The organism is Bartonella japonica (genome assembly GCF_040545385.1).
Lineage (GTDB): Bacteria > Pseudomonadota > Alphaproteobacteria > Rhizobiales > Rhizobiaceae > Bartonella > Bartonella japonica.
In genome coordinates this window covers 14,362-40,456 of the sequence record NZ_JBEPLT010000009.1, presented here as the reverse complement: position 1 = coordinate 40,456, position 26,095 = coordinate 14,362, and the positions used below count along the sequence as shown (strand labels likewise).

The 26,095-nt window shown below is 37.4% G+C and carries 19 protein-coding genes, 1 tRNA gene and 3 pseudogenes; 18 read left to right on the top strand and 5 right to left on the bottom strand.

Annotated elements, in window-relative coordinates:
* Positions 1–157: 157 nt before the first annotated feature.
* Both ABID39_RS05055 and ABID39_RS05050 read left to right on the top strand, forming a co-directional pair.
* A complete protein-coding gene (locus ABID39_RS05055; protein WP_354186674.1) occupies positions 158–2,728 on the top strand; it encodes a DNA translocase FtsK in 2,571 nt (856 codons plus the stop codon).
* Positions 2,729–2,928: 200 nt separating this feature from the next.
* A pseudogene (locus tag ABID39_RS05050) lies at positions 2,929–4,552 on the top strand (sensor histidine kinase); the annotation flags it as partial.
* 2 nt (positions 4,553–4,554) lie between these two features.
* Here ABID39_RS05050 and mscL read toward each other — a convergent pair.
* Complete coding sequence (gene mscL, locus ABID39_RS05045; protein WP_354186672.1) at positions 4,555–4,968, bottom strand: large conductance mechanosensitive channel protein MscL; 414 nt, start codon at positions 4,966–4,968, stop codon at positions 4,555–4,557.
* An 821-nt stretch (positions 4,969–5,789) separates the two neighbouring features.
* On the opposite strand from mscL, the gene ABID39_RS05040 reads away from it, so the two are divergent.
* From ABID39_RS05040 to ABID39_RS04995, 10 genes are all read left to right on the top strand, one after another.
* Entirely contained in the window at positions 5,790–6,878 is a 1,089-nt protein-coding gene (locus ABID39_RS05040; protein ID WP_354186670.1) for a quinone-dependent dihydroorotate dehydrogenase, read from the top strand.
* 136 nt (positions 6,879–7,014) lie between these two features.
* Positions 7,015–7,091 (top strand) — tRNA-His (locus ABID39_RS05035).
* Between the two features lie 782 nt (positions 7,092–7,873).
* Positions 7,874–8,059 (top strand): DUF2924 domain-containing protein, encoded by a 186-nt coding sequence (locus tag ABID39_RS05030; protein WP_354186668.1) that lies wholly within the window; start codon positions 7,874–7,876, stop codon positions 8,057–8,059.
* Between the two features lie 779 nt (positions 8,060–8,838).
* Entirely contained in the window at positions 8,839–9,072 is a 234-nt protein-coding gene (locus ABID39_RS05025; RefSeq protein ID WP_354186666.1) for a hypothetical protein, read from the top strand.
* Between the two features lie 21 nt (positions 9,073–9,093).
* Entirely contained in the window at positions 9,094–9,675 is a 582-nt protein-coding gene (locus ABID39_RS05020; RefSeq protein WP_354186664.1) for a DNA methyltransferase, read from the top strand.
* A 7-nt stretch (positions 9,676–9,682) separates the two neighbouring features.
* Positions 9,683–9,988, top strand: a complete 306-nt coding sequence (locus ABID39_RS05015) for a DNA methyltransferase (protein ID WP_354186662.1) — start codon at positions 9,683–9,685, stop codon at positions 9,986–9,988.
* The gene (locus tag ABID39_RS05010; protein ID WP_354186660.1) at positions 9,982–11,010 is read left to right on the top strand and encodes a DNA methyltransferase; all 1,029 of its coding nucleotides are present in this window, start codon (positions 9,982–9,984) and stop codon (positions 11,008–11,010) included. Before ABID39_RS05015 ends, ABID39_RS05010 begins: the two co-directional genes overlap by 7 nt.
* Positions 11,011–11,207: 197 nt before the next feature.
* Positions 11,208–11,654 carry a DEAD/DEAH box helicase family protein gene (locus ABID39_RS05005; protein WP_354186658.1) on the top strand — a complete coding sequence of 149 codons (447 nt, stop codon included), beginning with the start codon at positions 11,208–11,210 and terminating at the stop codon, positions 11,652–11,654.
* 3 nt (positions 11,655–11,657) lie between these two features.
* Positions 11,658–14,210, top strand: a complete 2,553-nt coding sequence (locus ABID39_RS05000) for a restriction endonuclease (protein WP_354186656.1) — start codon at positions 11,658–11,660, stop codon at positions 14,208–14,210.
* Between the two features lie 116 nt (positions 14,211–14,326).
* Positions 14,327–14,473: a hypothetical protein gene (locus tag ABID39_RS04995; protein WP_354186654.1), complete on the top strand. Its 147-nt coding sequence runs from the start codon at positions 14,327–14,329 to the stop codon at positions 14,471–14,473.
* A 199-nt stretch (positions 14,474–14,672) separates the two neighbouring features.
* On the opposite strand, the gene rhuM (ABID39_RS04990) is transcribed toward ABID39_RS04995, so the two are convergent.
* The 3 genes and pseudogenes from rhuM (ABID39_RS04990) to ABID39_RS04980 form a co-directional block, all read right to left on the bottom strand.
* On the bottom strand, positions 14,673–14,852 hold the full coding sequence (gene rhuM / locus ABID39_RS04990) for a RhuM family protein (protein WP_354186652.1): 180 nt from the start codon (positions 14,850–14,852) through the stop codon (positions 14,673–14,675).
* Positions 14,853–14,967: 115 nt separating this feature from the next.
* Positions 14,968–15,270: pseudogene (rhuM, locus tag ABID39_RS04985) on the bottom strand (RhuM family protein).
* Positions 15,271–15,365: 95 nt separating this feature from the next.
* Positions 15,366–15,494 carry a virulence RhuM family protein gene (locus tag ABID39_RS04980; protein WP_354186650.1) on the bottom strand — a complete coding sequence of 43 codons (129 nt, stop codon included), beginning with the start codon at positions 15,492–15,494 and terminating at the stop codon, positions 15,366–15,368.
* A 330-nt stretch (positions 15,495–15,824) separates the two neighbouring features.
* Between ABID39_RS04980 and ABID39_RS04975 the strand changes: the two genes are divergently transcribed.
* From ABID39_RS04975 to ABID39_RS04955, 5 genes and pseudogenes are all read left to right on the top strand, one after another.
* Positions 15,825–17,252, top strand: a complete 1,428-nt coding sequence (locus tag ABID39_RS04975; protein ID WP_354186648.1) for a glutamine synthetase family protein — start codon at positions 15,825–15,827, stop codon at positions 17,250–17,252.
* Positions 17,253–17,263: 11 nt separating this feature from the next.
* The gene (locus tag ABID39_RS04970) at positions 17,264–18,547 is read left to right on the top strand and encodes an NAD(P)/FAD-dependent oxidoreductase (protein WP_354186646.1); all 1,284 of its coding nucleotides are present in this window, start codon (positions 17,264–17,266) and stop codon (positions 18,545–18,547) included.
* Between the two features lie 119 nt (positions 18,548–18,666).
* On the top strand, positions 18,667–20,142 hold the full coding sequence (zwf, locus tag ABID39_RS04965; RefSeq protein WP_354186644.1) for a glucose-6-phosphate dehydrogenase: 1,476 nt from the start codon (positions 18,667–18,669) through the stop codon (positions 20,140–20,142).
* 10 nt (positions 20,143–20,152) lie between these two features.
* Positions 20,153–20,890 (top strand): 6-phosphogluconolactonase, encoded by a 738-nt coding sequence (pgl, locus tag ABID39_RS04960; RefSeq protein WP_354186642.1) that lies wholly within the window; start codon positions 20,153–20,155, stop codon positions 20,888–20,890.
* A gap of 65 nt (positions 20,891–20,955) precedes the next feature.
* Positions 20,956–22,840: pseudogene (locus ABID39_RS04955) on the top strand (dihydroxy-acid dehydratase domain-containing protein).
* Between the two features lie 53 nt (positions 22,841–22,893).
* Here the strand turns inward: ABID39_RS04955 and folD are convergent.
* Complete coding sequence (gene folD, locus ABID39_RS04950) at positions 22,894–23,793, bottom strand: bifunctional methylenetetrahydrofolate dehydrogenase/methenyltetrahydrofolate cyclohydrolase FolD (RefSeq protein ID WP_354186640.1); 900 nt, start codon at positions 23,791–23,793, stop codon at positions 22,894–22,896.
* A gap of 348 nt (positions 23,794–24,141) precedes the next feature.
* On the opposite strand from folD, the gene ABID39_RS04945 reads away from it, so the two are divergent.
* Positions 24,142–26,022, top strand: a complete 1,881-nt coding sequence (locus tag ABID39_RS04945) for an AsmA family protein (RefSeq protein ID WP_354186638.1) — start codon at positions 24,142–24,144, stop codon at positions 26,020–26,022.
* Positions 26,023–26,095 lie beyond the last annotated feature (73 nt).

Below are 26,095 nucleotides of genomic sequence, written 5' to 3'. Positions count from 1 at the left end.
CTCATACTTTTGAAAAAAGTCTCATTGAGAAAAATTGTTACATTATTTTTGCTAAAAAATGACAGTCAGCAAAATGTTATTAACCTTCATATTATAGTTTCTATGCATTCTTTTTGAAGAAGTGATTGTTCTCATTGCTATAAGTTTGTTGGATGCCATGCATAATTCAAAAATAAAATCCATTTCTACGTCCTCTTTTTCTGATGAGAGTGTTCAAGATATATCAGAAGGAAATTCATATACTAAGCTTTCCGAGACATTTCCTTATCCAGAAGTGTGGAAAAAGGCATTCACTCTCGGACAAAATGTGCGTTTTACGCGAACACCAGAGATTGAGATTCTGCGTCGTCGCATAGAAAAAGATCCAGTTTTTGCGAAACAGTTTAAAGTTTTTACGGATAGGAAAGAGCAAAAAGATCCTACAAATATTACACACTGTAATAAGGACACAAAGAAGATCCCTTCAACAAAAAGAGTCGTTAATTCTCAATCAATAAAAAATAAGGCATCAATTTGTCATGAAACAGTTTTGAAGCAATTGTCGCAGAAAGCGGATCGTCAGCCACTTGAGAAAGATACAAAGAAGCATGAATTACAAGTAGAAAATTTGATGCAAAAAACAAATTCTGTTTTTTATCTTTCTGATGACGCATTTTTTGAGTGTGGATCCTGTATCTTAGAACAGGTTGATGTGCAAATTCCGAGAGAGGTTGTAACATCGGTTGATTCTACGGGTAATGAAATTTCTTCCAGTACAACTTCTGCTTTTGATGAGTCAATTACGGCTCTTTATCGTGTTCTTGAATACCGTTTCCCACAATTCTATGATTCTATTACCTCAGAATCTCATGCAGAAGGAATACAGAAAATTGAGAAAACTTCTAATTTAATGCATGCAAAGAATGATCCTATTAAAGAGGTTTCAAAATCTTCTTCTAAAGTTGTTGTTGAAGATTCTGCTGATACGTTAAGTCATAAAAATGACAGATTACATAAAAATGACACATTAAATGATGGAGAGTCGACTACAGAAGTTCCGAATAGCAGTAGTATTTCTGATGCTAGAACTGAAGGAAACACAAAGAATTCAGAAAATTTTTCTGGAATGAAGCAAAAAGGTAAAATATTGCAATCTTCTAGCACGTTGTTAGGCGATTATCATTCTTCTTTTACGCCAAGGGTTCAATCTCTTGATGATGTTTATGAATTTCCTTCTATTAATTTATTACAAAAACCTGTTTTTCATGAAGATTCTACAATTTCACAGGAAACATTAGAGCGCAGTGCTGGGCTTTTGGAAAGTGTTTTAGAAGATTTTGGCATTAAGGGTGAAATTATCCATGTGCATCCAGGACCAGTGGTGACAATGTATGAATTTGAGCCTGCTGCTGGAGTAAAATCATCGCGTGTTATTAATCTTTCTGATGATATTGCTCGTTCTATGTCTGCTATTTCTACACGTGTTGCTGTGATTCCTGGACGGAATGTTATTGGGATTGAATTGCCAAATGCGGTTCGTGAAACTGTTTATTTAAGAGAATTAATTCAAACAAGATCTTTTCGTGAAAGCGAATTTAAATTAGCCCTTGCTTTGGGAAAGGGTATTAATGGAGATCCTGTCATTGCAGAACTAGCAAAAATGCCTCATTTATTGGTTGCAGGAACAACAGGGGCGGGCAAATCGGTTGCAATTAATACAATGATTTTATCGATTCTTTATCGAATGACACCACAGCAGTGCCGTTTAATCATGGTAGATCCTAAAATGCTAGAACTCTCTGTTTATGACGGAATTCCACATCTTTTAACGCCTGTTGTCACAGATCCCAAAAAAGCGGTAACAGCTTTAAAATGGGCGGTTCGTGAAATGGAAGATCGTTATCGCAAAATGGCTAAGTTAGGTGTGCGTAATATTGATGGTTTTAATGCACGTGTTGCTCTTGCGGCACAAAAAGGCGAAACGATCATGTGTACTGTACAGTCGGGTTTTGATAAAGAAAGTGGCGAAATGCTCTATCATGAAGAAGCCATGGATCTTACGCAGCTTCCTTATATCGTTGTGGTTGTTGATGAGATGGCCGATCTTATGATGGTGGCAGGTAAAGAAATTGAAAATGCCATTCAGCGTTTGGCGCAAATGGCGCGTGCGGCAGGAATTCATCTTATTATGGCTACACAGCGTCCGTCTGTTGATGTTATTACTGGTACGATTAAAGCAAATTTTCCTACTCGTATTTCTTTTCAGGTAACATCAAAAATAGACAGTCGTACAATTTTGGGAGAACAAGGTGCTGAAACACTGTTGGGGCAGGGAGATATGCTTCATATGGCAGGTGGTGGACGCATTGTACGTGTTCATGGTCCTTTTGTTTCTGATGAAGAAGTTGAGTCTGTGGTTGCCCACCTTAAAATGCAAGGAAAGCCTGATTATTTAACCACGGTAACGGATGGTGAAGACGATAATAAAGTCGATGAGACGATTGATTCAGTTACTGGAGCTTCTACGCAAGAAAATTCGGATGATGAGGGTGAAGAACTTTATATGCAAGCTGTAAAGATTGTTATGCGTGATAAAAAATGTTCGACATCTTATATTCAGCGTCGGCTTGCAATTGGTTATAACAAAGCGGCCTCGCTCGTTGAGCGCATGGAAGAAAAAGGTATCGTTGGAAGTGCTAATCATGTTGGAAAACGTGAAATTTTGATCAATGAGTATGACAATAAGTAGGCAATCTTTAAGAATAAATAATTTTTAAAATATCTAATGGTTCGTTATTTTAATGGTTTATGTTTACTATATGAGAGTGATTGTTGCTGTACGCTTGTTTGTATTGTGAAATATTAAAAATATTAAATGGGGAGTAATAAAATAGCAGCGATATTTTGTATTAGGATCACTGGTGCAGTGCGTAAGCTGATAGCTGATACAAAAATGGACGGTTTTGTGAAGTCTCAAAAGAATTAGCTGAAATTGTTGGACCTATCTCTTTCTCTATTTTAGAATCTGATTTTTATAAGCTTAGTGATAGATTTAATAATTAAGTTATATCAATTATTTAGTTCTTATTGCAGAATCTTTACTTTGGAGAAAACGGACAATTCACTGGCCTATTGATGATTTTTTAGAGTGTTTTGAGGTTGAATTGTCTGCTATGCCAATTTTGATAATAAACAATGTCTTAAAGAATTTTGTAGTTTTGGTGTTTTGAAGATACAAGCAAAAGGGCAAGAGAAAAAAGATGAAAATCTGGATACAAGAACAACAAGTCTTTCGAAGTTAGAGCATTCAGCTTTTCGTGAAATCGCAGAGCGATTGCGTGAAGAATTGCATTTATCTGTCGGAGGTGAGCATGTGGGTGAGGAAACGGCAATTCAATTGTAGCGTGCAGAGGCATGGTCGGTAAGTGTTATAGAACAGACTCTTATAAAAGAACCCGCAGTGGTTTTATCATTGTTGAATACAGCGATTGATGGTGTTTTTTGGTTAGATGGACAGGGGGGCATTCAATCAGTAAGTAGCGTTGCTTTGGCATTCATTGGATATAAAATAATTAATTGGATATGAAATAAATGAATTATTGGCACAGCCATTATTGTCATTGTTTACTTTGCAAAATCAACTGCTCGTTGATAAATATTTTTATTTGATCCGTGTGAAAGGAAAAAATCAGGTTTTAATTGTGGTGTGACAGTTGATTTAGAGACAAAAAGTCACAAAAATATAACGGTTTTCATGACAATTGTATCTTTGGCACGACAAGGCAATTATGCTGTTATGTTACATAATACGACAGGAGATTTACCTGTGGATAAAAAGAAAAAAGAGAATAAGACAGTTGGAATAGTTCATGAAATACGGACACCTTTGAATGCTCTTATCGGTTTTGCAGAAATTATGAGGGATGGCCGTTTTGGTCCGATAGACAATGAGCGGTATCGTGGATATTTATACGATATTATCTCATCTGGAAAACATATATTATCGTTGGTTAATCAATTACTAGAGTGCTCGAAAGCAGACTATTTGGATGCAAATAACCAGGTAAACCATTCCCTTATAGCTGAGAAATTTGATGTGATAGCTTGTTTGCGTGCGAGTATGGCTTTTCTTGAAATGCAGGCTAATCATAATGGCATTATCATGCGCATTGCTGCTCCGGCTTGTGTGCCATTTATTCGTGTATCGCAACAGATATTTCGGCAAATTATATGGAATCTTCTTTCAAATGCTATTCGTTTTACACCATCAGGTGGGCAAATTGTGGTTCATGTGTCCTATGGAAAAAAAGAGCGTGTTAAAATTTCAGTCAGTGATAATGGTATAGGGATGAGTGATGAAGAGATTGTACAGGCACTCAAACCTTATGGTCAAATAAAGCGCAAAGATGGACGAGCTGGTGATAGTAGTTTTGTTGGAACGGGGTTAGGACTTCCGATGTGCAAAGCAATGGTGGAAGAAAGCGGTGGTCAATTTTTGTTATTTTCAAAGCCCAGTCATGGAACAACGGTGGAAATGTTTTTTCCTCTGTTCCATGAAGCAAATCGCGCATAAATTTATTTTTTCTTAGCCAAAAGATCTCTGATTTCTGATAAAAGTTGTTCTTCTAGAGACATCTTTTGAGAAATTTCCTCTTCTTCTTGTTTGCGACGTAGTTTATTCATAGCTTTAACAAATAGGAAAAGAACCCAAGCAATAATGAGAAAATTGATAAGCAACGTGATAAAGTTTCCGTAGCTAATGGTCGCTCCTGCTGCTTTAGCGGCATTCAAGGTAGACTGTTTTTCACCAGCAAGTTGAATAAACATGTTAGAAAAGTCAATTCCACCTGTAATCAGTCCAATGACTGGCATAAAAATATCATTAACAATTGAATTAACCAGACTCCCAAAAGCACCTCCTATAATCACACCGATAGCGAGGTCAATCATATTGCCTTTGAGAGCAAATTCTTTGAATTCTTTGAGCATTGTGTTTTCCCCTTGTATATATGCAATAGTAATACTTAATTACCGCTTTTAATGAAAAAAGAAAGGGCAGTTTTTATTTTCTTAAAGCTTTTCCAAGAGTATGATGACATGAGAGAAAATCCAATCAAGAATTCTGTTTGATTTAAATATAAGGGTATCTCGCGGAATTCTGAACGATAAAAAGCTTTTTTGATAAAAGATTTATCTTCTTTCCATTAAAAGAAAAAAAGAACGTTTGCTTTATAAATCCGTTATAATTATAATATTATAAAGCTATTTTATGGGACGTTTATTTTTTAATACAAGCTGGCGTCATCATTCTATTTGATAACTCCCAATATTACGATAACTTTTGCATTGAGAAGGGCTAGGTATCTTTATTTTCTAAAGTGATTTTATCCGCATACTGATCCTAATTATGATATGCAAGGAAAGAGTCTGATTGATACATCATAAAAAGGATTTTAAATGAGAAAGTCTTACAGTATTTTTCTCTCTCATCTAAATATCAAAAGATAAATTATTTATTGTAAATCAATGTGTCGACCTATTTGTGTAGGTTTCCAATCTTAAACGTTTGAACAATTGAAAAAAGCTGAGAGTCTTTTTTGCTTAGTGTGCGTAAACGCAAATGTTAATGGCGATAATCTTATGAACTTTTTGTCATTATACTATAATTTTTTTTACAGTGTATAACTATAAACTTTTTTATAGTGTGTAGATGTTCTTAATTTAAATGATATGCCATTCTTATGGATGATCTTTAAAAAAAAGATTTATATGTGGTGCAGTGGATCAATTTTATATTTGGAGAAGGATTTATGAGTCTCTTTCGTTGTATTGGTCGTTCTACTTTGTTTATGTTGGATCCAGAACATGCACACCGTTTAGCGATTATTGCGCTAAAAAGTGGACTGAACAGTTGTCGGAGGATCATTGACTCGCGTTTGTGTGTAACTATTGCGGGGCTTGAGTTTGAAAATTTCATTGGTCTTGCTGCGGGGTTTGATAAAAATGCAGAGGTTGTCGATGCTATTTTTCGTTTAGGATTCGGTTTTACTGAAATTGGTACGGTGACGCCAAGACCTCAAGCGGGAAATCCTAAACCGCGACTTTTTCGTTTACGAGAAGATGAAGCGATTATTAATAGAATGGGTTTTAATAATGATGGACATCAAATTGTTTACAACAGACTTCGCGCGCATAAACAACGCGGTATTGTAGGTATTAATATTGGTGCCAATAAGGATACGATCAATAAAATTGACGATTATACTGCGGGTATCACTTATTTTTATGATGTTGCTCATTATTTTACTGTGAATATTTCTTCACCGAATACGCCGGGGTTACGCGATTTACAAGTGCGGGATAATTTACATCTTTTGATGAATGCAATTTCGCAGGCGCGCAATGAGCAAAAGAAAAAGCATGAATTTTCCGTTCCCATTTTTTTAAAAATTGCACCTGATTTATCGGAAAAGGAATTGGATGATATTGCTGAAGAAATAAAAGTTTCTGATTTTGATGGTCTCATTGTTTCAAATACCACTCTTTCACGCCAAGGACTTACAAACAGTCTATTAAGCAGTGAAGAAGGAGGACTTTCTGGTCAGCCACTTTTTGAACGCTCAACGATTGTACTTGCAAAAATGCGCCAAAAATTAGGTAAGGAAATTGCAATCATTGGTGTTGGTGGTGTGAAGGATGCACAGACAGCTTTGGAAAAAGTGAAAGCTGGAGCAGACTTAGTTCAATTGTATAGTGGAATGGTTTATAAGGGGCCAGATCTTGCTATAACTATTCTAGAAGAGATTTTGCAGTTTATGCAGAAAGATGGTATTGATAGCATTAAAGCTTACCGTGATCATCGTGTTGAGTATTGGGCAAAATATGTGCTGCCTTCGTGATGAAATTATTTTTTCTGGATAAAAACAATGGGATTTTTTTAAAGGGGCTTGCAAACTCTTCTGATCTTCCTTATGTCACACAGATAGGGAATAAGTGTTTATGAAATTGTAAACAGTTATGATACATTTATTTTATGCGGTTGTAGCTCAGTTGGTTAGAGCGCTGGTTTGTGGCACCAGAGGTCGTAGGTTCAAATCCCACCAACCGTACCATTGATTTCCTTACAACTTTTCTCATTTCTTTTGTTTCTTTAAGAAATCTGCATTTCTCGGTCTTTTTTGCATATGATCGATAACGTAGCGAAGACCCTTGAGACGGTGAAATTTTTCTCTCTTTGCTAAAAATGCCCAAACCATCTTATTTAGTCGAGATTTCGTCTAAGAAGGGATCTTCTAAATTTATTATTTTTTTCAATAGGATATAAATTACTTGTTTTGGGTGCACGGTAGGCTTATAGCAGCAACAAGCTTAAGCGTATAGTTAGCAGACACCGTCATTATTGAGGAGTTTATTTAAATTGTGTTTGATCGATTGAGGTATATAGAAAAACGTGATCAATAAGCTTAGATTTATTGGTTCTAAGCGTGGAGGAGGGTTGAGCTATAATGCAAAAGAATAAATTGTTTTTTTGCACTGAGCATAGGTTATTTTTCGATATAATTGCATTTTTTTCTGACTTTGTGAACACACACTATTTTCTGGACTAATCGAGGAAATAGAACATCCATATGTTGAGGGGGATTAGACAATGAGTTGTGAACAATTAGAGCAAGAAATAGCTACTGTAAAGTATACGTCAATGTAGGAGATCAAAGCCTTATGGCACACTTATTTCAGTGAGGATGTGCTAAGGCGCAATAAAGTAACACTGGCTATGATCTGGTTGATCGCATGCAATTGCTTGAAGATGCTGGTTTAAGTTAAGAGACACTGGTCTTTTTGCGTGATGAATAGTCGGCTAAAATAAAGAGCACGCAAAAGAAAAGCGTCCGTTTTGGGTATACAGGGTATACAATTGCGCCGCGACGACTATTTAGGACAGACACATCATGTGCTTGTGGTGCCCAAAGGCTATCAATATGGGGGCAAGATTTACAAAAGCTTGAAAGCTATTGCCAAGCATATTACCGACATCAATTGGAATGGCCATTTGTTTTTTTACCTTGTAAGGCGGGGATGAGAGGGATGACAGGGGACAAGAAAGGTGCTTAAACAAGCGATAAAACCAATAGGTGGTGTTATATATAGACGTAAATCACTGAAGAAGGTTTAGAACAAGTGTTTAATTCACTGGACGACAAAAAGAAGCAGGGGAAAGCTTTGTTAAAGCTTACTGTCATGAAGGTTAGCAATGAATACCAACGTTGCTGATAATGTAAAAATCGTGCCGCAATACATTTAAGGAGCGAGTATAAAAAATTAATACATTCTTATGGCAGATTGTAAAAGCATGATTTGCACATGAGCCTAATTATATGATTGATGAGGCAACACAAATCATTCAGGGACAAAATGATAAGAGCTATGTTTTATTTTATTATGAAGCTGACGCACAATATAGAATCTATGAAGGAAAAGCGTCTTTAGCATGGGAAGGATTTTTAGCCTGCTGGCGGGCGTTTGAGTATGCTTCTACTCTCCCTAAAAGACATTTTAGCAAATCTTGCTTGCGTAGACAAAAGAGAACTAGAAGTGGATGCTGATATAATCCCTTGAGAAATTGGTTTTTATTGCGTCTTTAAAATTATCCATAATGACATGTCGTCAAATTGACGATTCAGCTCTTCGACTTGTCGTAAATATGACAAGGACAAAAGATAGACATATTTTGGATGGGCTTGTACCAATTGATAAGCTTACTGATAATGTTTGTAAGTGCCCATAATAGCATACAAGAAAAAATATAAAATAGCCGTCTTTATTATGCCAAACAGCGCGCCAACGTAGAGCGTGAAATTATTGCTCTTGCAAATCAAAGAAAAGCAAAATGATCAAAATGTGGTAATGCTAATTGATCTAGCTGACTTGTGTGAGCAGAAAGATATAAAACAAGTACAAGAAACTTTAAAAAATAAAGAGAATAGCTTATACGACATTTTTCATGAAAGTAAATTTGCAGAGGATACAGAAATAAATAGGATAAAAGGAATTGCGATGTACAAAGGAAATATTCATAGACATATTTTATACTGAGCGTAATGGAGAAGCGCAAAGATGAGTATAATAACGGGTGAAGATAAAATAGAAGGCATGAGTCAAAGCCCAATTAATCCAGACATAGAAAAGTTAAAAGCAGCCTTTCCGCAATGTTTTGCTGAGGGAAAGCTGGATATAGACCAGCTTCTTAATCTCTGCGGTGAATATATCGATAATGATTTTGAAAAGTTCAAATTTGAGTGGAAGGGCAAAGGAGCAAGTTTAAAGCTTGCACAAAAGCCTTCACTGGCGACATTGCGCCCGAAGCGCGAGGAGAGCGTAAACTTTGATAATACGCATAATCTTTATATTAAGGGCGATAATCTTGAAGTGTTAAAACTTATTCAGCGGGCTTATTTTGGCCAAGTGAAGATGATCTATATAGACCCGCCCTATAATACGGGGAATGATTTTATCTATGATGATGATTTTAAAGACCCGTTGGCGCGATATAAGGAAGTGACCAAGCAGACAACGAAGTCAAACCCTGAGACAATGGGGCGGTTTCACACGGCATGGCTGAATATGATGTATCCGCGCTTGCGTTTGGCACAGACTTTATTGCGTGATGATGGGGTGATATTTATCATCAATAGATGATCACGAGGTGCATAATTTGCGTAAGCTCTGTGATGAAGTGTTTGGCAAGGAGAATTTTGTCGCACAATTGGTGTGGGAGAAGGTTCACACACGCAAGAATTCAGCGAAATATTTTTCTGTCAGCCATGAATATATTATATGCTACGCAAAGCATAAGGAGAATTTTAAGAGGAATTTACTACCACGGCAGGATAGCTCTGCATATAAGAATCCAGATAATCACCCCAAGGGTCCTTGGAAAGCAGACCCTATTACTGCGCATAAGCCTTATGCGGCAATTATACAATTACAAAGCCGAATGGTGTTGTGTTAAAACGCCTCCAAGGCGGGTATTGGCGTTTTAGCGAAAAAGTTTTGAAAGAAAAAATTGCTAATGATGAGATCATATGGGGCGAAGGCGAATCCTATCCTATGATCAAACGTTTTTTAAGTGAAACGCAAGATGGGTTGGTGCCCACAACGTTTTTTGGCAAGGAAATTGATGCTGATTTTGATGAAGAATTTGCGGGGATTTTTAAACGTGAATTTGCAGGAGATACCGCTTTTTCCAAACGTGAAATTGATCAATTAATGCATGTTCAAGGACTGTTTGAATATATTAAACCTACCAAACTCATAAAATTGCTCATGCAAATTGGCACCAACAAAGACGACATCATTCTCGATTTTTTCTCTGGTTCTGCCACAACGGCGCATGCAGTGATGGCGCAAAATGCCCAAGATGGCGGCAATCGCAAATTCATCATAGTGCAATTGCCTGAATTATGTGATGAAAAGAGCGAAGCTTATAAAGTTGGTTATAAAACTATTTGCGATATAGGTAGCGAACGTATTCGCCGTGCTGGTACACAAATCAAGCAAAAGTATGAAGCAGAACGCACAAGCGAGCAGCCTCTAGATACTGGATTTCGTGTGCTAGAGCTTGATAGTTCAAACTTTCCCATATGGGACGATAGTCCGATTGATCCGAATGCACTTGATGTTAAAGAACAATTGAAGATGCGCTTTGATCGTCTTTTGCAGGTGGTGAAACCTGAGCGTTCTCACCAAGATATTATCTTCGAGATTATACTTAAATATGGTTGGCCACTGGATTTAAAAATTTATCCTTTACCAATCAATGGCAAAAAATTCTATTACATAGGCAAGAGCGAAGGCGATGTCTTGGTGATTATAGCCATAGACTCGCCCTTTGAACCAGAAGATGCCGAAGAGATGATAAAGTACCTGCCCGTAAAAATCGTAGCGCTTGATACAGCCTTTAAAAGTGATGAGGCGCTTATTAATTGCGACTTTATCTTTAAAGACAATGAAGTAAGTTTTGATAAAATTTAAGCTATAGAGAGACGATTGGGGCGGCGATATGAAACTTAAGTTTAGACAACAAGAATTTCAAAATGATGCGGTTAAAAGCGTCATTGATTTATTTAAAGGCCAACCACGACGGGATTCTTCTATTTGCGTTAAATGAATTTGGCTAGGGTAATCAATTATTGATCAGTGATGAAAGCATATTAGCAAATTGACAAGAGGTGCAACAGAACAATAAACTCTTGGTGAGTAAGACGCTAGAGCAAAAGCAGTTTTCTATTGAAATGGAAACGGGAACAGGCAAAACTTATGTCTATAGTAAGACGATTTTTGAGTTAAATCAACGCTATGGCTTTACCAAATTTATTATTGTCGTACCAAGTGTTGCTATTCGCGAAGGGGTATATAAATCACTGCAGGTAACGAGGGAGCATTTTCAAGCAGAGTTTAATAATCTACCCTATCATTATTTTATATATAATTCAAAAGATCTTTCGCAAATTCGCCAATTTGCATGCTCTGCCAATATTGAAATTATGATTATCAATATTGATGCATTTAAAAAAGCAGAAAATATTATCAACCTTCCGCAGGATAGACTGAATGGCGAAAGTGCTATGCGCTATATCCAAGACACAAATCCGATTGTGATCATAGATGAACCGTAATCGGTGGATAATACAGTAAAAGCGAAGGAAGCTATTGCGAGCCTTAACCCGCTTTGTGTTTTCCGCTATAGTGCTACGCATAAAGATGAGATTAATCTTTTATATCGTTTAACACCTGTTGATGCTTATCAAAAAGGACTGGTGAAGCAAATTTGTGTCTCTTCTAATCAGATAGAGCAAGATTTTAACCGTCCCTATATTGCCTTGAAATCCGTATCACACGAACATGGCTTTAAGGCACGTTTAGAGTTGGATATTGCGGGGAAAAATGGTATTGTTAGCCGCAAAACAGTTACAGTGAGGCAAGGCGATGATCTGTATCGCGTTACGGGCGGGCGTGAGCTTTATAGGGGGTATATTGTTTCGGGTATCAATTGCATGGCGGGGGATGAAGCCGTTGAGTTTTCTGATACTGAAATTGTCAAATTTGGCCACGCTCTTGGTGATGTGAATACAATAGAGCTGAAACGCGCGCAAATTTATCGCACTATAGAAACACATTTAGATAAAGAACTGCGGTTTGTGCCCTTAGGGATTAAAGTTTTATCACTTTTTTTTATTGATGAGGTGGCTAAATATCGTAGCAATGATGAAGAGCCAGCATTTTATGAGCGTATGTTTGAAGAATGTTATGAAGAGCTGTTGGCGAAAGAGAAATACGCTTCTTTGCGAACGAATCTTGCACAAAATGTTCGAAATGTGCACGGCGGTTATTTTTCGCAAGACAAGAAAGGCGTGTATAAGGATACAAAGGGCGATAGCCAAGCTGATGATGACACTTATAACACGATTATGCGCGATAAGGAGTGGTTATTATCTTTTGCATGTCCCTTGCGTTTTATCTTTTCGCATTCGGCTTTGAAAGAAGGCTGGGATAATCCGAATGTGTTTCAAGTATGCATGTTGATTGAGCAAAAATCGAATTTTACTGTACGGCAAAAAATTGGTCGCGGTTTGCGTTTGTGCGTAAACCAACAAGGTGAACAGGTAGAAGATAAAGATATAAATGTGCTGCATGTTATGGTGAATGAAAGCTTTTCTGAGTTTATAAGTACATTGCAAAAAGAATTAGAGGCGGATATTGGTTATAAACTTGGTACATTGCAGATGGATCGGTTGGTTGGCCGTAGTTATGAAGATGTAAAATATGTGGCTGCTAAAGTGGAAATATCGCAAGCACAAAAAATTGTTAAAATACTTGTTGCAAAAGATTTGATTGATGAGGCGGGTGTCATTAGAGTAGATCAAGATTTAGTGGCGAGCGAATTTGAAGCTATAGGGGAGGAAGAAATGCCACGCGAATTGCGTCAAGAAATTGTGAAAAAAACTGATGCGGGCGCGCTTATTAATGTTGAGACGTTGCAAGATCTGATTTATACGACAGCTGTGACGGAAACAAAGATTCTGTCTTCGCAAGAGACTGCTGATATATTGGTTGAGTTGCGTGAAAAAGGCTTGCTTACATCAGCAGGAAAAATCACAGATACATTAAAAGCGCAATGGGCAACTGGGACGTTGGATTTAAGTGAACGTTTTAGTAAGGGGCAAAAACAGGCTGTGCTGCAGGCGCTAGAAGCGAGCCAAGCCATGCCGATTATTCGTAATGCTACGCGAGAGGTGCAGGTTAAGCTTAAAAAGCAAACAGTGGCTTCGCCAGAGTTTTTGGACTTGTGGGAGAAAATCAATAAAAAGACCACTTATCGCGCAAAGCTTGACCACACAGAGTTTGTCGCCGAAGCAGTGGATGCAGTGGAAAAAATGGCGCCAGTTGCGCCCGCATATTTAGTTTATCAGACAGCAGAGATAGAACTGGATAGTGATGGTATGACCTATGAAGAGCAGTTATTAAAGCAGAGTGCACTTGATTATAGTTTGTGTGCACTGCCGAACATTGTACATTATTTGGCCTCAAAGCTGAAATTAACTGCAAAGACGATTATTGGTATTTTGATGAAGAGTGGTCGTGAGCATGAGTTTGTGAAAAATCCACAAGCTTTTTTAGAGCGCATAGAAGAAATACTCAATAAAACCTATGTTAATCTTACAATTGATGGCATTAAATATTTAAAGCTGGCTGGGCAAGAATATAGTGTGCAAGAGTTTTTTACCAATGAAGAGCTTGTGGCGAATTTAGAGCGTACAGCTGTTGTGAGTGAGAAGAGTGTGTATGATCATGTGGTTTATGAAAGCAGTGTGGAGAAAGAGTTTGCACAAAGTCTTGAAAATGATCCTGAAGTCAGATTGTTTTTTAAACTGCCAAGAAATTTTAAAATAGCCACTCCCATTGGTTCTTATACGCCTGATTGGGCGATCTTTTTAGAGCAGGATGGCGAACAAAAGCTTTACTTTGTGTTGGAGACAAAAGGAGCAAACAGCGAGTTTGATTTGCGCCTTAAAGAAATGCTGAAGATTAAATGCGGCAAAGCGCATTTTGCTGCACTGCAGACGGGCGTTGCGTTTAATGACCAGCCGGTGACAAATTGGCGCGAATATAAGCGTACTTTGCCCGAAGGCACGCATGAGTTTCCCAGTGCTGCGGTAGTTGTTCCAGAATGATTGGTGCAAGTTTAATTGTTTCTCTTTTTAATTATATGCGCGTGGGTCATTTAATAAAACGCAATCCTATGTTTGGGGCAGGGTGAGATTGAGGTGGGAATTAGGCGTTGGTGTTCATGAATGCAGGATTGTTGGCTTGTGCTGGGAGTGTTGTTGCGTGCATATACACATTTGTGGAAAGTGCCGAGATTCAATATTTTAGAAGCGTTGGTCAGTATACACCGCGCTTAAGACAGCTTTATTCAAGTACATTGCAAGCTTAGTCATCACCTTTTTTCGCTTAGTTTTCTCAAGGGCTTTGATTTCTTTATCAAAATCAGATTCAAATAATTTATCCTGAATGATATGATATTTTTCAAATTCAGTTTTGGCATGTTCTTTGGCAATTTTTGTTGTGATTGTTCCAGCATTTTGTAGAATATCTCGCCCATCGAACTCGAGGAGCTTATCTAATTGTTTTGCCTAGTCTTTCATCGTCATTGGCAATTTTCGCTCGGCACGGTTCTTTGCTAAATCAAGATAAGCATTAACACTTAAGCCAAGCTGCTTAAGTTCATCTTGTGTTAAGTCGTTTTTAGCAATTGTAACATCGGTTTTTACAATTTTACCATGTAGAGAATTCTCACATGTTGCTAAGCCCATATGTTTTTTTCTGTCTTATTGCTTAGCAATTAGTTCAGCTGTTGTGTGTCTATGCACAGCAACAACTTATTCTGAATCTGTGCGAAAAAATCGCACGTCGTTGGCGCATCTTTGTTTAATCTATACTGGTTTTATAAATATCTGTATTTTTTTGATAAAAACGCCGTTCCCTAAGGCGAATTTTTCTTATTTCAGCGAGTAAATGTTCGAAATAGTTTTCATTAAGAGTTAGATCCTTTTCGAGGCGCTTTTTGTCTATGACATAGCCTCTAATTGCAAAATTACGTAATATTTGTGTCGCTCATTGTCGAAATTGTGTCGCGTGTTTGGAGTTAACCCGATATCCAACAGCGATAATGGCATCTAGGTTGTAAAATTGAGTATTATAATTTTTACCATCAGAGGCAGTTATCCGGATTTTCCGGATAACTAAATTTTCATCTAATTCTTGAGTTTCAAATATATTTTTTAAATGCTCGCTGATTGTATATACATCTACACTGAATAATTCTGCTATGAGCTTTGATTAAGCCAGATTGTATCATTTTCATAGCGAACTTCAATGCCATCTTCACCAGCTTGTTGAGTGAAAATCAGAAATTCAGCAGTGTTATTGTGGATAATTAATTTTTTAGGGGGCATCTGATACCTTCTAAAATGTGTCTTTTTCTGCTAAATGTTACGAATTTTCTGTTGTCTGTCAAACGATATTGGCAAGAGACTAAGGACAATGATCACGCTCCTTTATGCTGTTTTATATGAGGAGAAAGTTAGACCGATTTATCGTGTGCAGGATCATTTTCCCATCATTTTTAGTATAATAGCGGTTTATAATGATGATAAGGTCGATTCTACCTTGATAGATATTATACATTCTATAAAAGTTAAGTTGATTAAAATTTTTTTTGTGACATTTATGCGTAGAATGGTACCATAATAACGGGAATTGATTGTGTTGTAAGTTGGTATGTTATGGCTGTGAAAAATGATAAACAAATGAAAAAAAAAGGTTCTAAGCCTGTATCTCATTTTCTTAAAAATTTACGTGGTGTAGATAATTGGGAGCAAGTTTCGCAGTGGCTTGCTTTCCGTAATGCAGAAGATATTGAATGTATTACACCTGATCAAGCAGGCGTTCCGCGTGGCAAAATGATGCTCTCTAAAAAATTTACATCAGAAACATCGTTGGCATTGCCTTCAGCTGTTTTTATAGCAACAATTTCAGGAGATTATCCTGAAGATGGGCATGGTTTTGAATATCCCAAAGCTGATGGTGATTTGCGTCTTGAGCCTGATCTTTCTACGTTAAGTATTGTGCCATGGGAAGAAGCGCCTACTGCACAGGTGATTTGTGATCTTGTGTATCAGAATGGACAGCTTGTAGATTATACGCCACGAAATGTTTTGCGAAAAGTCATAGATTTCTACACGCAAATGGGATTAAAGCCGGTTGTTTCACCGGAAATTGAATTTTATTTAGTAGAAAAGAATCCCGATCCTGATTATCCTTTGGTTCCTCCGGTTGGTCGTTCTGGACGTTCAATTGGTGGAGGCCAGGGGTATTCAATTGCTGGTGTGAATGAATTTGATGAGTTCATTGATGATATTTATCATTTTTCAGAAGCACAAGGGTTAGAAATTGATACGCTCATTCATGAAGAAGGGGCGGGACAGTTTGAAATTAATTTACGTCATGGTGATCCAATTGAATTAGCTGATCAGGTTTTTATGTTTAAACGAACAATTCGTGAAGCAGCACTTAAGCATAATATGTACGCGACTTTTATGGCTAAACCTATTCAAGGGCAGCCAGGCTCTGCTATGCATATTCATCAATCAGTTGTTGATAAGAAAACAGGTATGAATATTTTTACACAAAAGGATGGTGGGGAAAGTGCTTGTTTTCGCCATTTTATTGGTGGATTACAAAAACATATGGCTGGGGTACTTGTGATGCTTGCTCCTTATGTAAATTCTTATCGACGTCTTATGCCTGATATTTCGGCACCTGTTAATTTACGATGGGGGTATGATAATCGCACCACGGCGTTTCGTGTGCCTCGTTCTTCTTCACAGGCGCGGCGTGTTGAAAATAGGCTTCCTTCGTCAGATGCTAATCCTTATTTAGCGCTTGCCGCTTCTTTGGCTTGTGGTCTTATTGGTTTGCAGCAAAATCTAGAACCAGATGAGCCAACAACAAGTAATGTGAATACTGATAACATTGAATTACCACGCGGACTCATTGAAGCAGTTAATTTATTCGAGCAAGATACAGCAATACGTGCTATTCTAGGAGATGTATTTGTAAGCACTTATGCTGCAATTAAACGGCAAGAGTTTGAGACTTTTATGGAAGTGATTAGCCCTTGGGAGCGCGAATATCTCTTGCTTAATGTTTGAGCTTTATCACGATGATTAATTATAATCCGATTTCTCCAGGTATTTCTTGGTATGAAGACAGTTTGGAAGAACGTCCTTCCTATCCGTTTTTTGATGGACAGAAACAGTGTGATGTTGTGATTATTGGAGGGGGATTTACAGGGCTTTCAGCTGCTTATCATTTAGCTAAGGCTGGAGTATGTGTTGTTTTGTTTGAAGCTTCACGTTTTGGTGATGGGGCTTCAGGGCGCAATGGTGGGCAATTGGGAACGGGGCAACGACAATGGGTGGAAACCCTAGAGAAAAAATATGATTTTGAGCGAAGTAAAGCACTCTTTGACTTAGCTGAAGAAGCCAAAAGGGATATTTTATCTTGGTGTTCGATGTCTGATTGCCAGTGCGATTTTATGACAGGACAATTGTCTGTTACACATAAAAAGCGTATGCTTGTATCTTATCAACGACATGTTGAGACGATGCAGCGTTATGGTTATCATGGTCTCACTTTTATGGATAGGGATGAAACAGTGAAGCGGCTTGGTTCGTCTTTTTATTGTGGTGGCATTTATGATGCAGACACTGGTCATATCAATCCCTTAAAATTGATTGTTTATTTAGCAAAAAAAGCAAAAGGTGCTGGTGCTAAGCTTTATGAAAAGACAAAAGTCAGTGCAGTAGAGCGCAATGGGCGTCATTGGAAAGTGATAACAGAACAAGGCAACATAAAGGCTGAGCATGTTTTATTGGCAACCAATGCGTATAAACTTGGACTTCAGCATTTTGTTGAGAAAAATATTTTTTCTATTCGTTCTTATATTGGAGCAACGGAACCATTACCAGAAGACAATTCAATTTTACTGGGAGGTGAATCGGTAGATGATTCTCGTTTTATGGTTCGCTATTTTCGCAAAACTATTGATAATCGCTTATTATTTGGTGGGGTAGAAAGTTATGATAATCAGTGTCCTACAAATTTAGATAAACGTATAAGACGGCAAATCACTGAAATTTATCCTCATTTACAATCTATAAATTTGACTCATCATTGGGGGGCAACAGTTGCTATAACAATTGAACGTATGCCTTATGTTCGCCAACTTCTACCTGGAATAATTTATTGTGGAGGTTATTCAGGGCATGGAGTAATGCTTGCACCTTTTATAGGAAAATTATACGCTGAATGGCTAACAGGCAAGCGCGAGCGCTTTTCCTATTTTCAAGATCTGAAGATTTCATCATTTCCAGGTGGAAGAATTTTGCGTTATCCACTTGTATTTTTGGCAATGCATTGGTTTTCTTTGATGGATCATTTTTAATGGAATATTGTTTGAAATAGAGAAAATCGATGGCTTGTTTTGTATCTGTCTGTTTTAACGATTGGAAGCGTCTATCATTTTTTCAGCTTTCATAATCGAATGGGAAAATAAACAAGTTCATGGCATGTAAAATTATTCCAGTTTCTCCCTTTGATTGTGTTGTTTTTGGTGGCAATGGTGATTTGGCATTGCGCAAGCTTTTACCTGCTCTCTATCATTGTCAGTGTGTGGGGCAATTTCGTGAAAAAACACGTATCATTGGAGCTTCACGTTCTTTATTAAGTCATGAAGAATATCGAAATTTTGTTCGCGCTTCTTTAAAGCAATATGTTCATCCAAAAGATCTAAACGAAGTTGAACTCAATCGTTTCCTTGCACGTTTGACTTATGTGTCTATTGATATTGCTTCAAACCGAGGGTGGGAGGATTTAGCTCTATTATTGTCAAAAGATCCAGCTGACATCAGAGCATTTTATTTTGCGGTTGGTTCGTCACTGTTTGATAAGATCACAATAAAATTAGGGCAGAGCGGTTTGGTAACTCCACAAACACGGATTATCATCGAAAAACCCATTGGTTGGAATATAAAAACAGCTGTTGAACTTAATGATATGTTTGCAAAAGTATTTAATGAAGGTCAGATCTTCCGCATTGATCATTATCTGGGTAAAGAAACTGTTCAAAATTTGATGGCGTTGCGGTTTGTTAATACGCTTTATGAGCCGTTATGGAATTCTAATTATATTGATCATGTTCAGATAACGGTTGCTGAGTCTTTGGGGATAGAAGGACGTGCAGAATATTATGAGTGTGCAGGTGCGTTACGCGATATGGTACAAAACCATATGCTACAATTGCTTTGTTTAGTTGCAATGGAAATTCCATTTGCTAACACTGCAAATGCTGTGCGCGATGAAAAATTGAAAGTTTTGCATTCTTTAACACCTCTTGATATTCATAATGTGGAGAAAAATACCGTACGTGGACAGTATCTTTCTGGTTTATCGGATGGTATTACTCTGAGATCTTATCTTGATGATATAGGAAAAGAGGTTAGTAAGAGTGAAACATTTGTGGCGTTAAAAGTTAAAATTAATAATTGGCGCTGGGCAGATACACCTTTTTATTTACGGACTGGTAAGCGTATGTCCACGAGGATATCTGAAATTGTTGTCGTTTTTAAACCTATCCCTCATAATATTTTTAATACTTATTCGGATGAGATTTTTTCTAATCGGCTTATTATTCGTCTTCAACCTGATGAGGGTGTAAAACAGTGGTTGATGATCAAGGATCCTGGGCCTGGTGGTATGCGATTTCGTCATATTCCATTGGATATGAGTTTTGCATCTGCATTTTCTCAGCGTAATCCTGATGCTTATGAACGATTATTGATGGACGTTATTCGTGGAGATCAAACATTGTTTATGCGTCGTGATGAAGTTGAGGCTGCTTGGCGTTGGATTGATCCAATTCTTGAAGGATGGAAGGCAATAAAACAGCCTCTTCATGGTTATAGCGCTGGTTCATGGGGACCGTCTGCTTCGGCATTTTTAATGGAACATGATGGACGTATGTGGAACAATTTAATTTAGAGCAATAAATATGCATGGAATGAATATTGATCGTTTAAATTTTGAAACACCGACAACCTTAGCTTTAGCATTGGCTGACCGTGTTGCGGCAGAGCTTAGTGTGTCTGTTCTTGAGCGGAAAAAAGCAATTCTAGCAGTTTCTGGTGGTAAAACACCAGAATTGTTTTTTCATTATTTATCAAAAGCTGATATTAATTGGCAAAATATTATTATTACTTTGGTTGATGAACGTTTTGTTCCTGTACATCACGAGCGTTCTAACGAACATATGGTACGATGTCATTTATTGAAAAACTTTGCAGCTAAAGCGCATTTTGTAGGACTTTATCATAAAGCAATTACTGCTGAGCTTGCTGCTTTTTCAGCAGCGATTCGTATCAATACTTTGCCGAGACCCTTTGATGTTACTGTTTTAGGAATGGGAACGGATGGACATACTGCTTCCTTTTTTCCTAGTGCTGACCGTTTGAAGCAAGCGCTTGATCTTCAAACGCAGGCACTTGTTTTACCACTTTATGCAAAGAGTGCTCCTGAACCAAGACTTTCGTTGACTTTGCCAGTTATCATACAGTCTCGTTGTATTATTCTCCATTTTGAAGGTGATCAAAAACGCGATTGTTTTGAAGTCGCTTGTCAAGATGGACCTGAAATGGAAATGCCTATTAGAGCAGTTTTGCGTCATGCTCATCATCTTGTTCAAGTTTATTGGTCACCAGATGCAAATGAAATAAGTGAAGTAAAACCATGATACGAATGTAGTAGAGAGCAATTTCATCTTTGATGATGGGATGCGTAAGTGATGGGGGGATAAACATGGCACTTTCCAAAACAATTGATACCGTTACACAGAAGATTTATAAACGTTCTCTACCAACACGGGAAATTTATCTAGACCATATTGCTAAAGCACGGGAAAATCGCCCAAATCGGAGTTTTTTGAAGTATGCTAATCAGAGCCCCATGGTTTTGCAGCTTGTGGTCAAATAGATAAAGAGTATTTTAAGTGTAATATCGTTGAAAATATTGGTATTATTGTTAGGTATGATGATATAGTTTCAGCTCATCAGCTCATCAGCTCATCAGCTCATCAGCTCATCAGCTCATCAGCTCATCAGCTCATCAGCTCATCAGCTCATCAGCCTTTTGAGTCTTTTCCTCATTTAATTAAAGAGTCTGCCTGTATGGCGGGCGGTGTGGCACAGGTGGCAGGTGTTGTGCCTATAATATGTGATGACGTACCACAAGAGTACGCTAGTATGGAACTTTCACTTTTTTCACGTGACGTGATTGCGATGGCTATAGGTTTTCACACGATATGTTTGATGCCGCGTTGTATCTTTGGGTTTGTGATAAAATCATACCTAGTTTAATGATTGGGATGCTAACATTTGGTCATTTACTAAGAATTTTTGTTCCTGCAAGTCCAGTAATCAAGGCAATGATAAAAAGTAAAAATATGTCAGCTTTATCCAGAAAATAAAATAGATCGCCAAACACTACCGGAATAAGAAGCACGTTCTTATCATGGATCTAGAACATGTACATTTTATGAGATTTATAACTTAAATCAGGTGGTACTGGGGATGGCGGGGCTACACATGCTTAGCTTCTTTCATCAATGCGAATATACCATTGCGTGATGTTTTAACAAAGGAAAAAATTCAGCGTGTTCTTTGAAATGACAGTTCTTATCGGTGATTATAGACCTCTTGCTATGATAGTTAATGAGCGTTCTTTTGTGAATGCTATTGTGTGATTAAGTGCAACAGGAGAATCTACCCAATCATGCGATTCATTTGATTGCTATTGCTGCTGCTTGCGGTATTCGTTTAGCATGGCATGATATTGTAGAAATTTCGTCAATTGTTCTTCTTTTAGAACGTATTTATCTTAATGGTTTAGCTGATATAAATCATTTTCATGCAGTTGGTGGGATGGAGTTTATTATTTGTGAGTTCATTGAGGCTGGCTTAGGGCATGAAGATATCTGTACAGTTTCTGATAAATATTTTAATGTTTATGCAATTGATGTCAAATTTTGTGCTGATGGTTATGTGGTGCGCGAGTCTGTTCTCAATGAAAATGGTAATCATAAGGTGTTAGTGGAGTAGAGAAAGCCGTTCCAACCTGATGGTGGTATTGGTGTTTTGTTAGGAAATTTAGGAACAGCTGTCATGAAATTTTCATCTGTAAATCTAAGCATTAGAGGATTTGAATCTCAAATCCTTATCTTTAATGATCAAGAGGAACTCCAACAGGCTTTTAAAGCTTGAATGTTGAATAATAGAGATTTTATAGCTGTTATTCTCTATCAAAAACAAAAATCCAATGGTATGCCAGAACTGCACAGACGAACAATAATTTTAGGTCTTTTACAAGATCAGAGGCAAAAGGGAGCATTAATAATGGACGGACGTATGTCTGGAGCATCAGGAAAAATCCCTGCTGCAATTTATGTGACATCAGAAGTTTTGCGATAATAGTCTCATTGCGTTGCTTGTAGGATGGTGATATCGTTTGCTTGGATACTTATGTGGGTAAGTTAGCTATTTTGGAAGATATAGCACAATTGAGCGCTCAAACGGTCATATTTCCTGACCTTCTGGAAAATGAATATGGGGTTGAGCGCGAGTTCTTTCGAGTTTTTCGTCAATCTGTTAATTGTGCAGATCAAGGAGCTTCTGTTTTTATGGTGTAAACAAAACGGGAAAAGAAAAAAGTAATGCGTGTGCGGTAAATTTCGTAAAGTGCTTAAAATTTGGGTACAGGCAAATTATGTGCTCGAGCAGCGGCTTTAAGCGTATTTACCATAAGCATGGCAATAGTCATAGGCCCAACCCCTCCAGGGACAGGAGTGATCGCGGTGGTTTTTTCTTTTATTGCTTCAAAATCGACATCACCAACGATACGTGTTTTCCCCACACCTTTTTCTGGTGCTACAATACGGTTAATGCCAACATCAATAACAATCGCACCTTTTTTAATCCAGTCTTTTTTAATCATTTGTGGGCGTCCTACGGCGGCGACTAAAATATCGGCGCTACGACATACATCATCAAGATCACGGGTACGACTATGAGCGATCGTCACAGTAGCATTCGCTGCTATTAGGAGGGAAGCCATAGGTTTACCGACAATATTAGAGCGCCCAACAACAACGGCATCAAGACCGGATAAATCTCGTCCGCATTGTTGTTCAATCATCATCATGGCTCCCGCTGGTGTGCAGGGTATGATAGCATCTTCAAGTGCATTGGCAGCGAGTTTTCCTAAATTGATGTAATGAAAACCATCAACATCTTTTTGGAAAGCAATAGCTTGCATTACATGGTTGGTATTAATATGGACAGGAAGGGGAAGTTGCACCAAAATACCATGGATTTTAGGATCAGAATTTAATGTTGCAATGAGTTGAAGGAGTTCTTTTTCTTGTGTTTCTTTGGAAATCATATGTTTTTTTGAAAAAAAACCACATTCTTCGGCCTTTTTGCTCTTTGAGGTAACATATATTTGACTTGCAGGGTCGTCTCCAACAATGATAACAGCAATACCTGGCTGTATATTATATTTAGTGCGGAGTTTTGTTGTTTCAGCCTTAATTTTCACAATAATCTCTTCAGCAAGCTTTTTTCCATCGATAATATTATTCATGAGAGAGATCCTTTCAGGTAGCTGTTTGTTTCTTTGTAAAGCATTTTCTAATAATACAATAGAACTTTGTAGCAATATTCATATGAGAACGGTAAGAGTGGTTCGATAACGTTTATATAGTTTATAATTTTTATATAGTTTATAATTTTGAAGGACTTTAGAATAATTTCTTTGTAAAGAAGCAACAATATTGCTGTTCTCATAAATTTTGGATAAGAACAAGAATAATTAATCTATTGAATGAAATAGAGCGAATTTTAAAAACATAAAAAGTTTTTTAACAATCATTTAGATTTACTTTTAATCTGTTATATGGCTGATATAGGGCTGAAAATGTAGAGGAAGATTGTGCGCGTCAGAATAATAAAATTTTTGAGCGGAATTTTTATTACAGTTATTTTTTTGTTTGTAGTTGGTATTCTTGTCTTACCTTATGTTGTGTCAACAGATGCGATTCGTATTCGTTTAGCACAGGATTTAAGTACGTGGACGGGGTATCATGTACAATTGCGTGATCCACCACGATTGAATCTCTTTCCTTATCCTAAAGCATTTCTTTCTGGTGTTACATTAACATCAAAAATGAATAACGCTTCACCGTTAATGGAAGCTGAATCAATAGAGGTTGATCTTTCTTTGATAGATCTCTTTTGGGGATCTGTTTCTTTTTCAGAAACGCGTATTGTGCATCCACAATTTGTTATGGAAAAGCCTGTTAAAACAGTAGCAGATTTTTTTGATCAATTTTCGCGTTCACAAGGTGTATTAGGATCAGCGATACGCAACACTCGTGAAATATTGAAGCATAATCCTCATCAACCCGATATGAAGCACCTTTTAAATCAACCTTTTGGGCGGATTATCATTGAAGATGGTGTGCTTGTATATCATGATGATTTTTCTAGTGTAGCAGAGAAAATAACGGGATTAAATGCAACTTTAGATTGGCCGGAATTAATGCAGGCAGCACGGTTTCGTGCAGATGCTCGTTGGCGTGGAGAATTGACAAAATTATCAATCGATGCTGAGCAAGCTTTGTTGCTTTTGGCAGGAGGGAAAAGTCAAGTTAAGGCAAGTTTTAATTCTGTGCGTGGTGGTATCACCTTTATCGGTCAGGCACGATTATCTGAATATTATATTTTTGATGGAAAGGTATCAATGCGTTCGCCAAGTTGGAATCAGACATTAACTTGGATTGGAGGTAATCATTTTGGGGGATATGAATTAAAAGCACCTCTTGTATGGGAGTCTCATTTTTTAGCACAACCAATGCATATCCAAATGGATAATGTTACATTTACTATGGGTACAGCAAACGCGCGTGGAGCTTTGAAACTTGATTTCCAAGATTATGTTCCGATTGTAATGGGATCTTTAGCATTTGATAATTTAGATTTTAATCTCTTGGGATCGATGTTTTCTCCAATTAAAGAGAAAAATTCATCCCTTGATATGACAATTTTTGACCATATTGGGATAGATATTAGGCTCTCTGCTCCACAAGCAAAAATAGGGAACATTGCGCTTACTCATTTAGCTGCCGCAATACAAATGAAAAATGGGCATGGCATTTTTGATCTTGGACATGCTAATGTTTTTGGTGGCTCGCTTCAAGGCAATATCGAAGTTACATCATCTGATGAAAAAATGCGAGGTGAAGGGCGTTTTTCAGGTACTTCTGTTGAAATGCAGCATATTTCAGAGGTTCTAGGAATTGTCCCATTTGCACAAACCAAAGCTAACTTTACTATGACGATGCGAACGCTTGCCAGTTCTTGGTCGGAAGTTTTTGCAAAAATGCAAGGGGAATTAGAAATCAATATGTCTTCTGGACGGCTATTAGGATATGATGTACACGATTTATACTCAAGACTTTCAGAAAATGAGCAATTCCTTTTAAAGAACGATAATGCTCTTTCAACAACCTTTGACCGTTGGGATATTAAAACCAGTTTTTCAGATGGTATGATAAAGGTTACAGAGTCATTAATGCATATAATGGATTGGAATTTATTCATTCAGGGTACAATAGCAACTGCTATCGCTCAAGATCAGCAAAATGGATTGATATTGAAAGCACAGTTACAAAAAAGAAATCGTTCAGATACTCTATGCAAAGATGTTGAATGCCTTACTAACAGTCTCGCACAGCCCTTTGTTTTTTCTCTTAGTTCTACAGAGCAAGATCGCGGCAATTTTTGGGTTAGAAAGAATAGTGATATAAATTGAGTATCACCTTTCATTGTGGATAAAAATGTTAGAAAATTATCTTGATATGAAGTTTTAGGAATAAGTTAGCATA

Coding starts and splice junctions, on each gene's coding strand:
- ABID39_RS04975 (WP_354186648.1), top strand. CDS start 15,825: ATGGCTGTGAAAAATGATAAACAAATGAAAAAAAAAGGTTCTAAGCCT.
- folD (WP_354186640.1), bottom strand. CDS start 23,793: ATGAATAATATTATCGATGGAAAAAAGCTTGCTGAAGAGATTATTGTG.
- ABID39_RS04970 (WP_354186646.1), top strand. CDS start 17,264: ATGATTAATTATAATCCGATTTCTCCAGGTATTTCTTGGTATGAAGAC.
- ABID39_RS04980 (WP_354186650.1), bottom strand. CDS start 15,494: ATGCCCCCTAAAAAATTAATTATCCACAATAACACTGCTGAATTTCTG.
- ABID39_RS05020 (WP_354186664.1), top strand. CDS start 9,094: ATGAGTATAATAACGGGTGAAGATAAAATAGAAGGCATGAGTCAAAGC.
- ABID39_RS04995 (WP_354186654.1), top strand. CDS start 14,327: ATGAATGCAGGATTGTTGGCTTGTGCTGGGAGTGTTGTTGCGTGCATA.
- zwf (WP_354186644.1), top strand. CDS start 18,667: ATGGCATGTAAAATTATTCCAGTTTCTCCCTTTGATTGTGTTGTTTTT.
- ABID39_RS05055 (WP_354186674.1), top strand. CDS start 158: ATGCATAATTCAAAAATAAAATCCATTTCTACGTCCTCTTTTTCTGAT.
- pgl (WP_354186642.1), top strand. CDS start 20,153: ATGCATGGAATGAATATTGATCGTTTAAATTTTGAAACACCGACAACC.
- mscL (WP_354186672.1), bottom strand. CDS start 4,968: ATGCTCAAAGAATTCAAAGAATTTGCTCTCAAAGGCAATATGATTGAC.
- rhuM (WP_354186652.1), bottom strand. CDS start 14,852: ATGGGCTTAGCAACATGTGAGAATTCTCTACATGGTAAAATTGTAAAA.
- ABID39_RS05040 (WP_354186670.1), top strand. CDS start 5,790: ATGAGTCTCTTTCGTTGTATTGGTCGTTCTACTTTGTTTATGTTGGAT.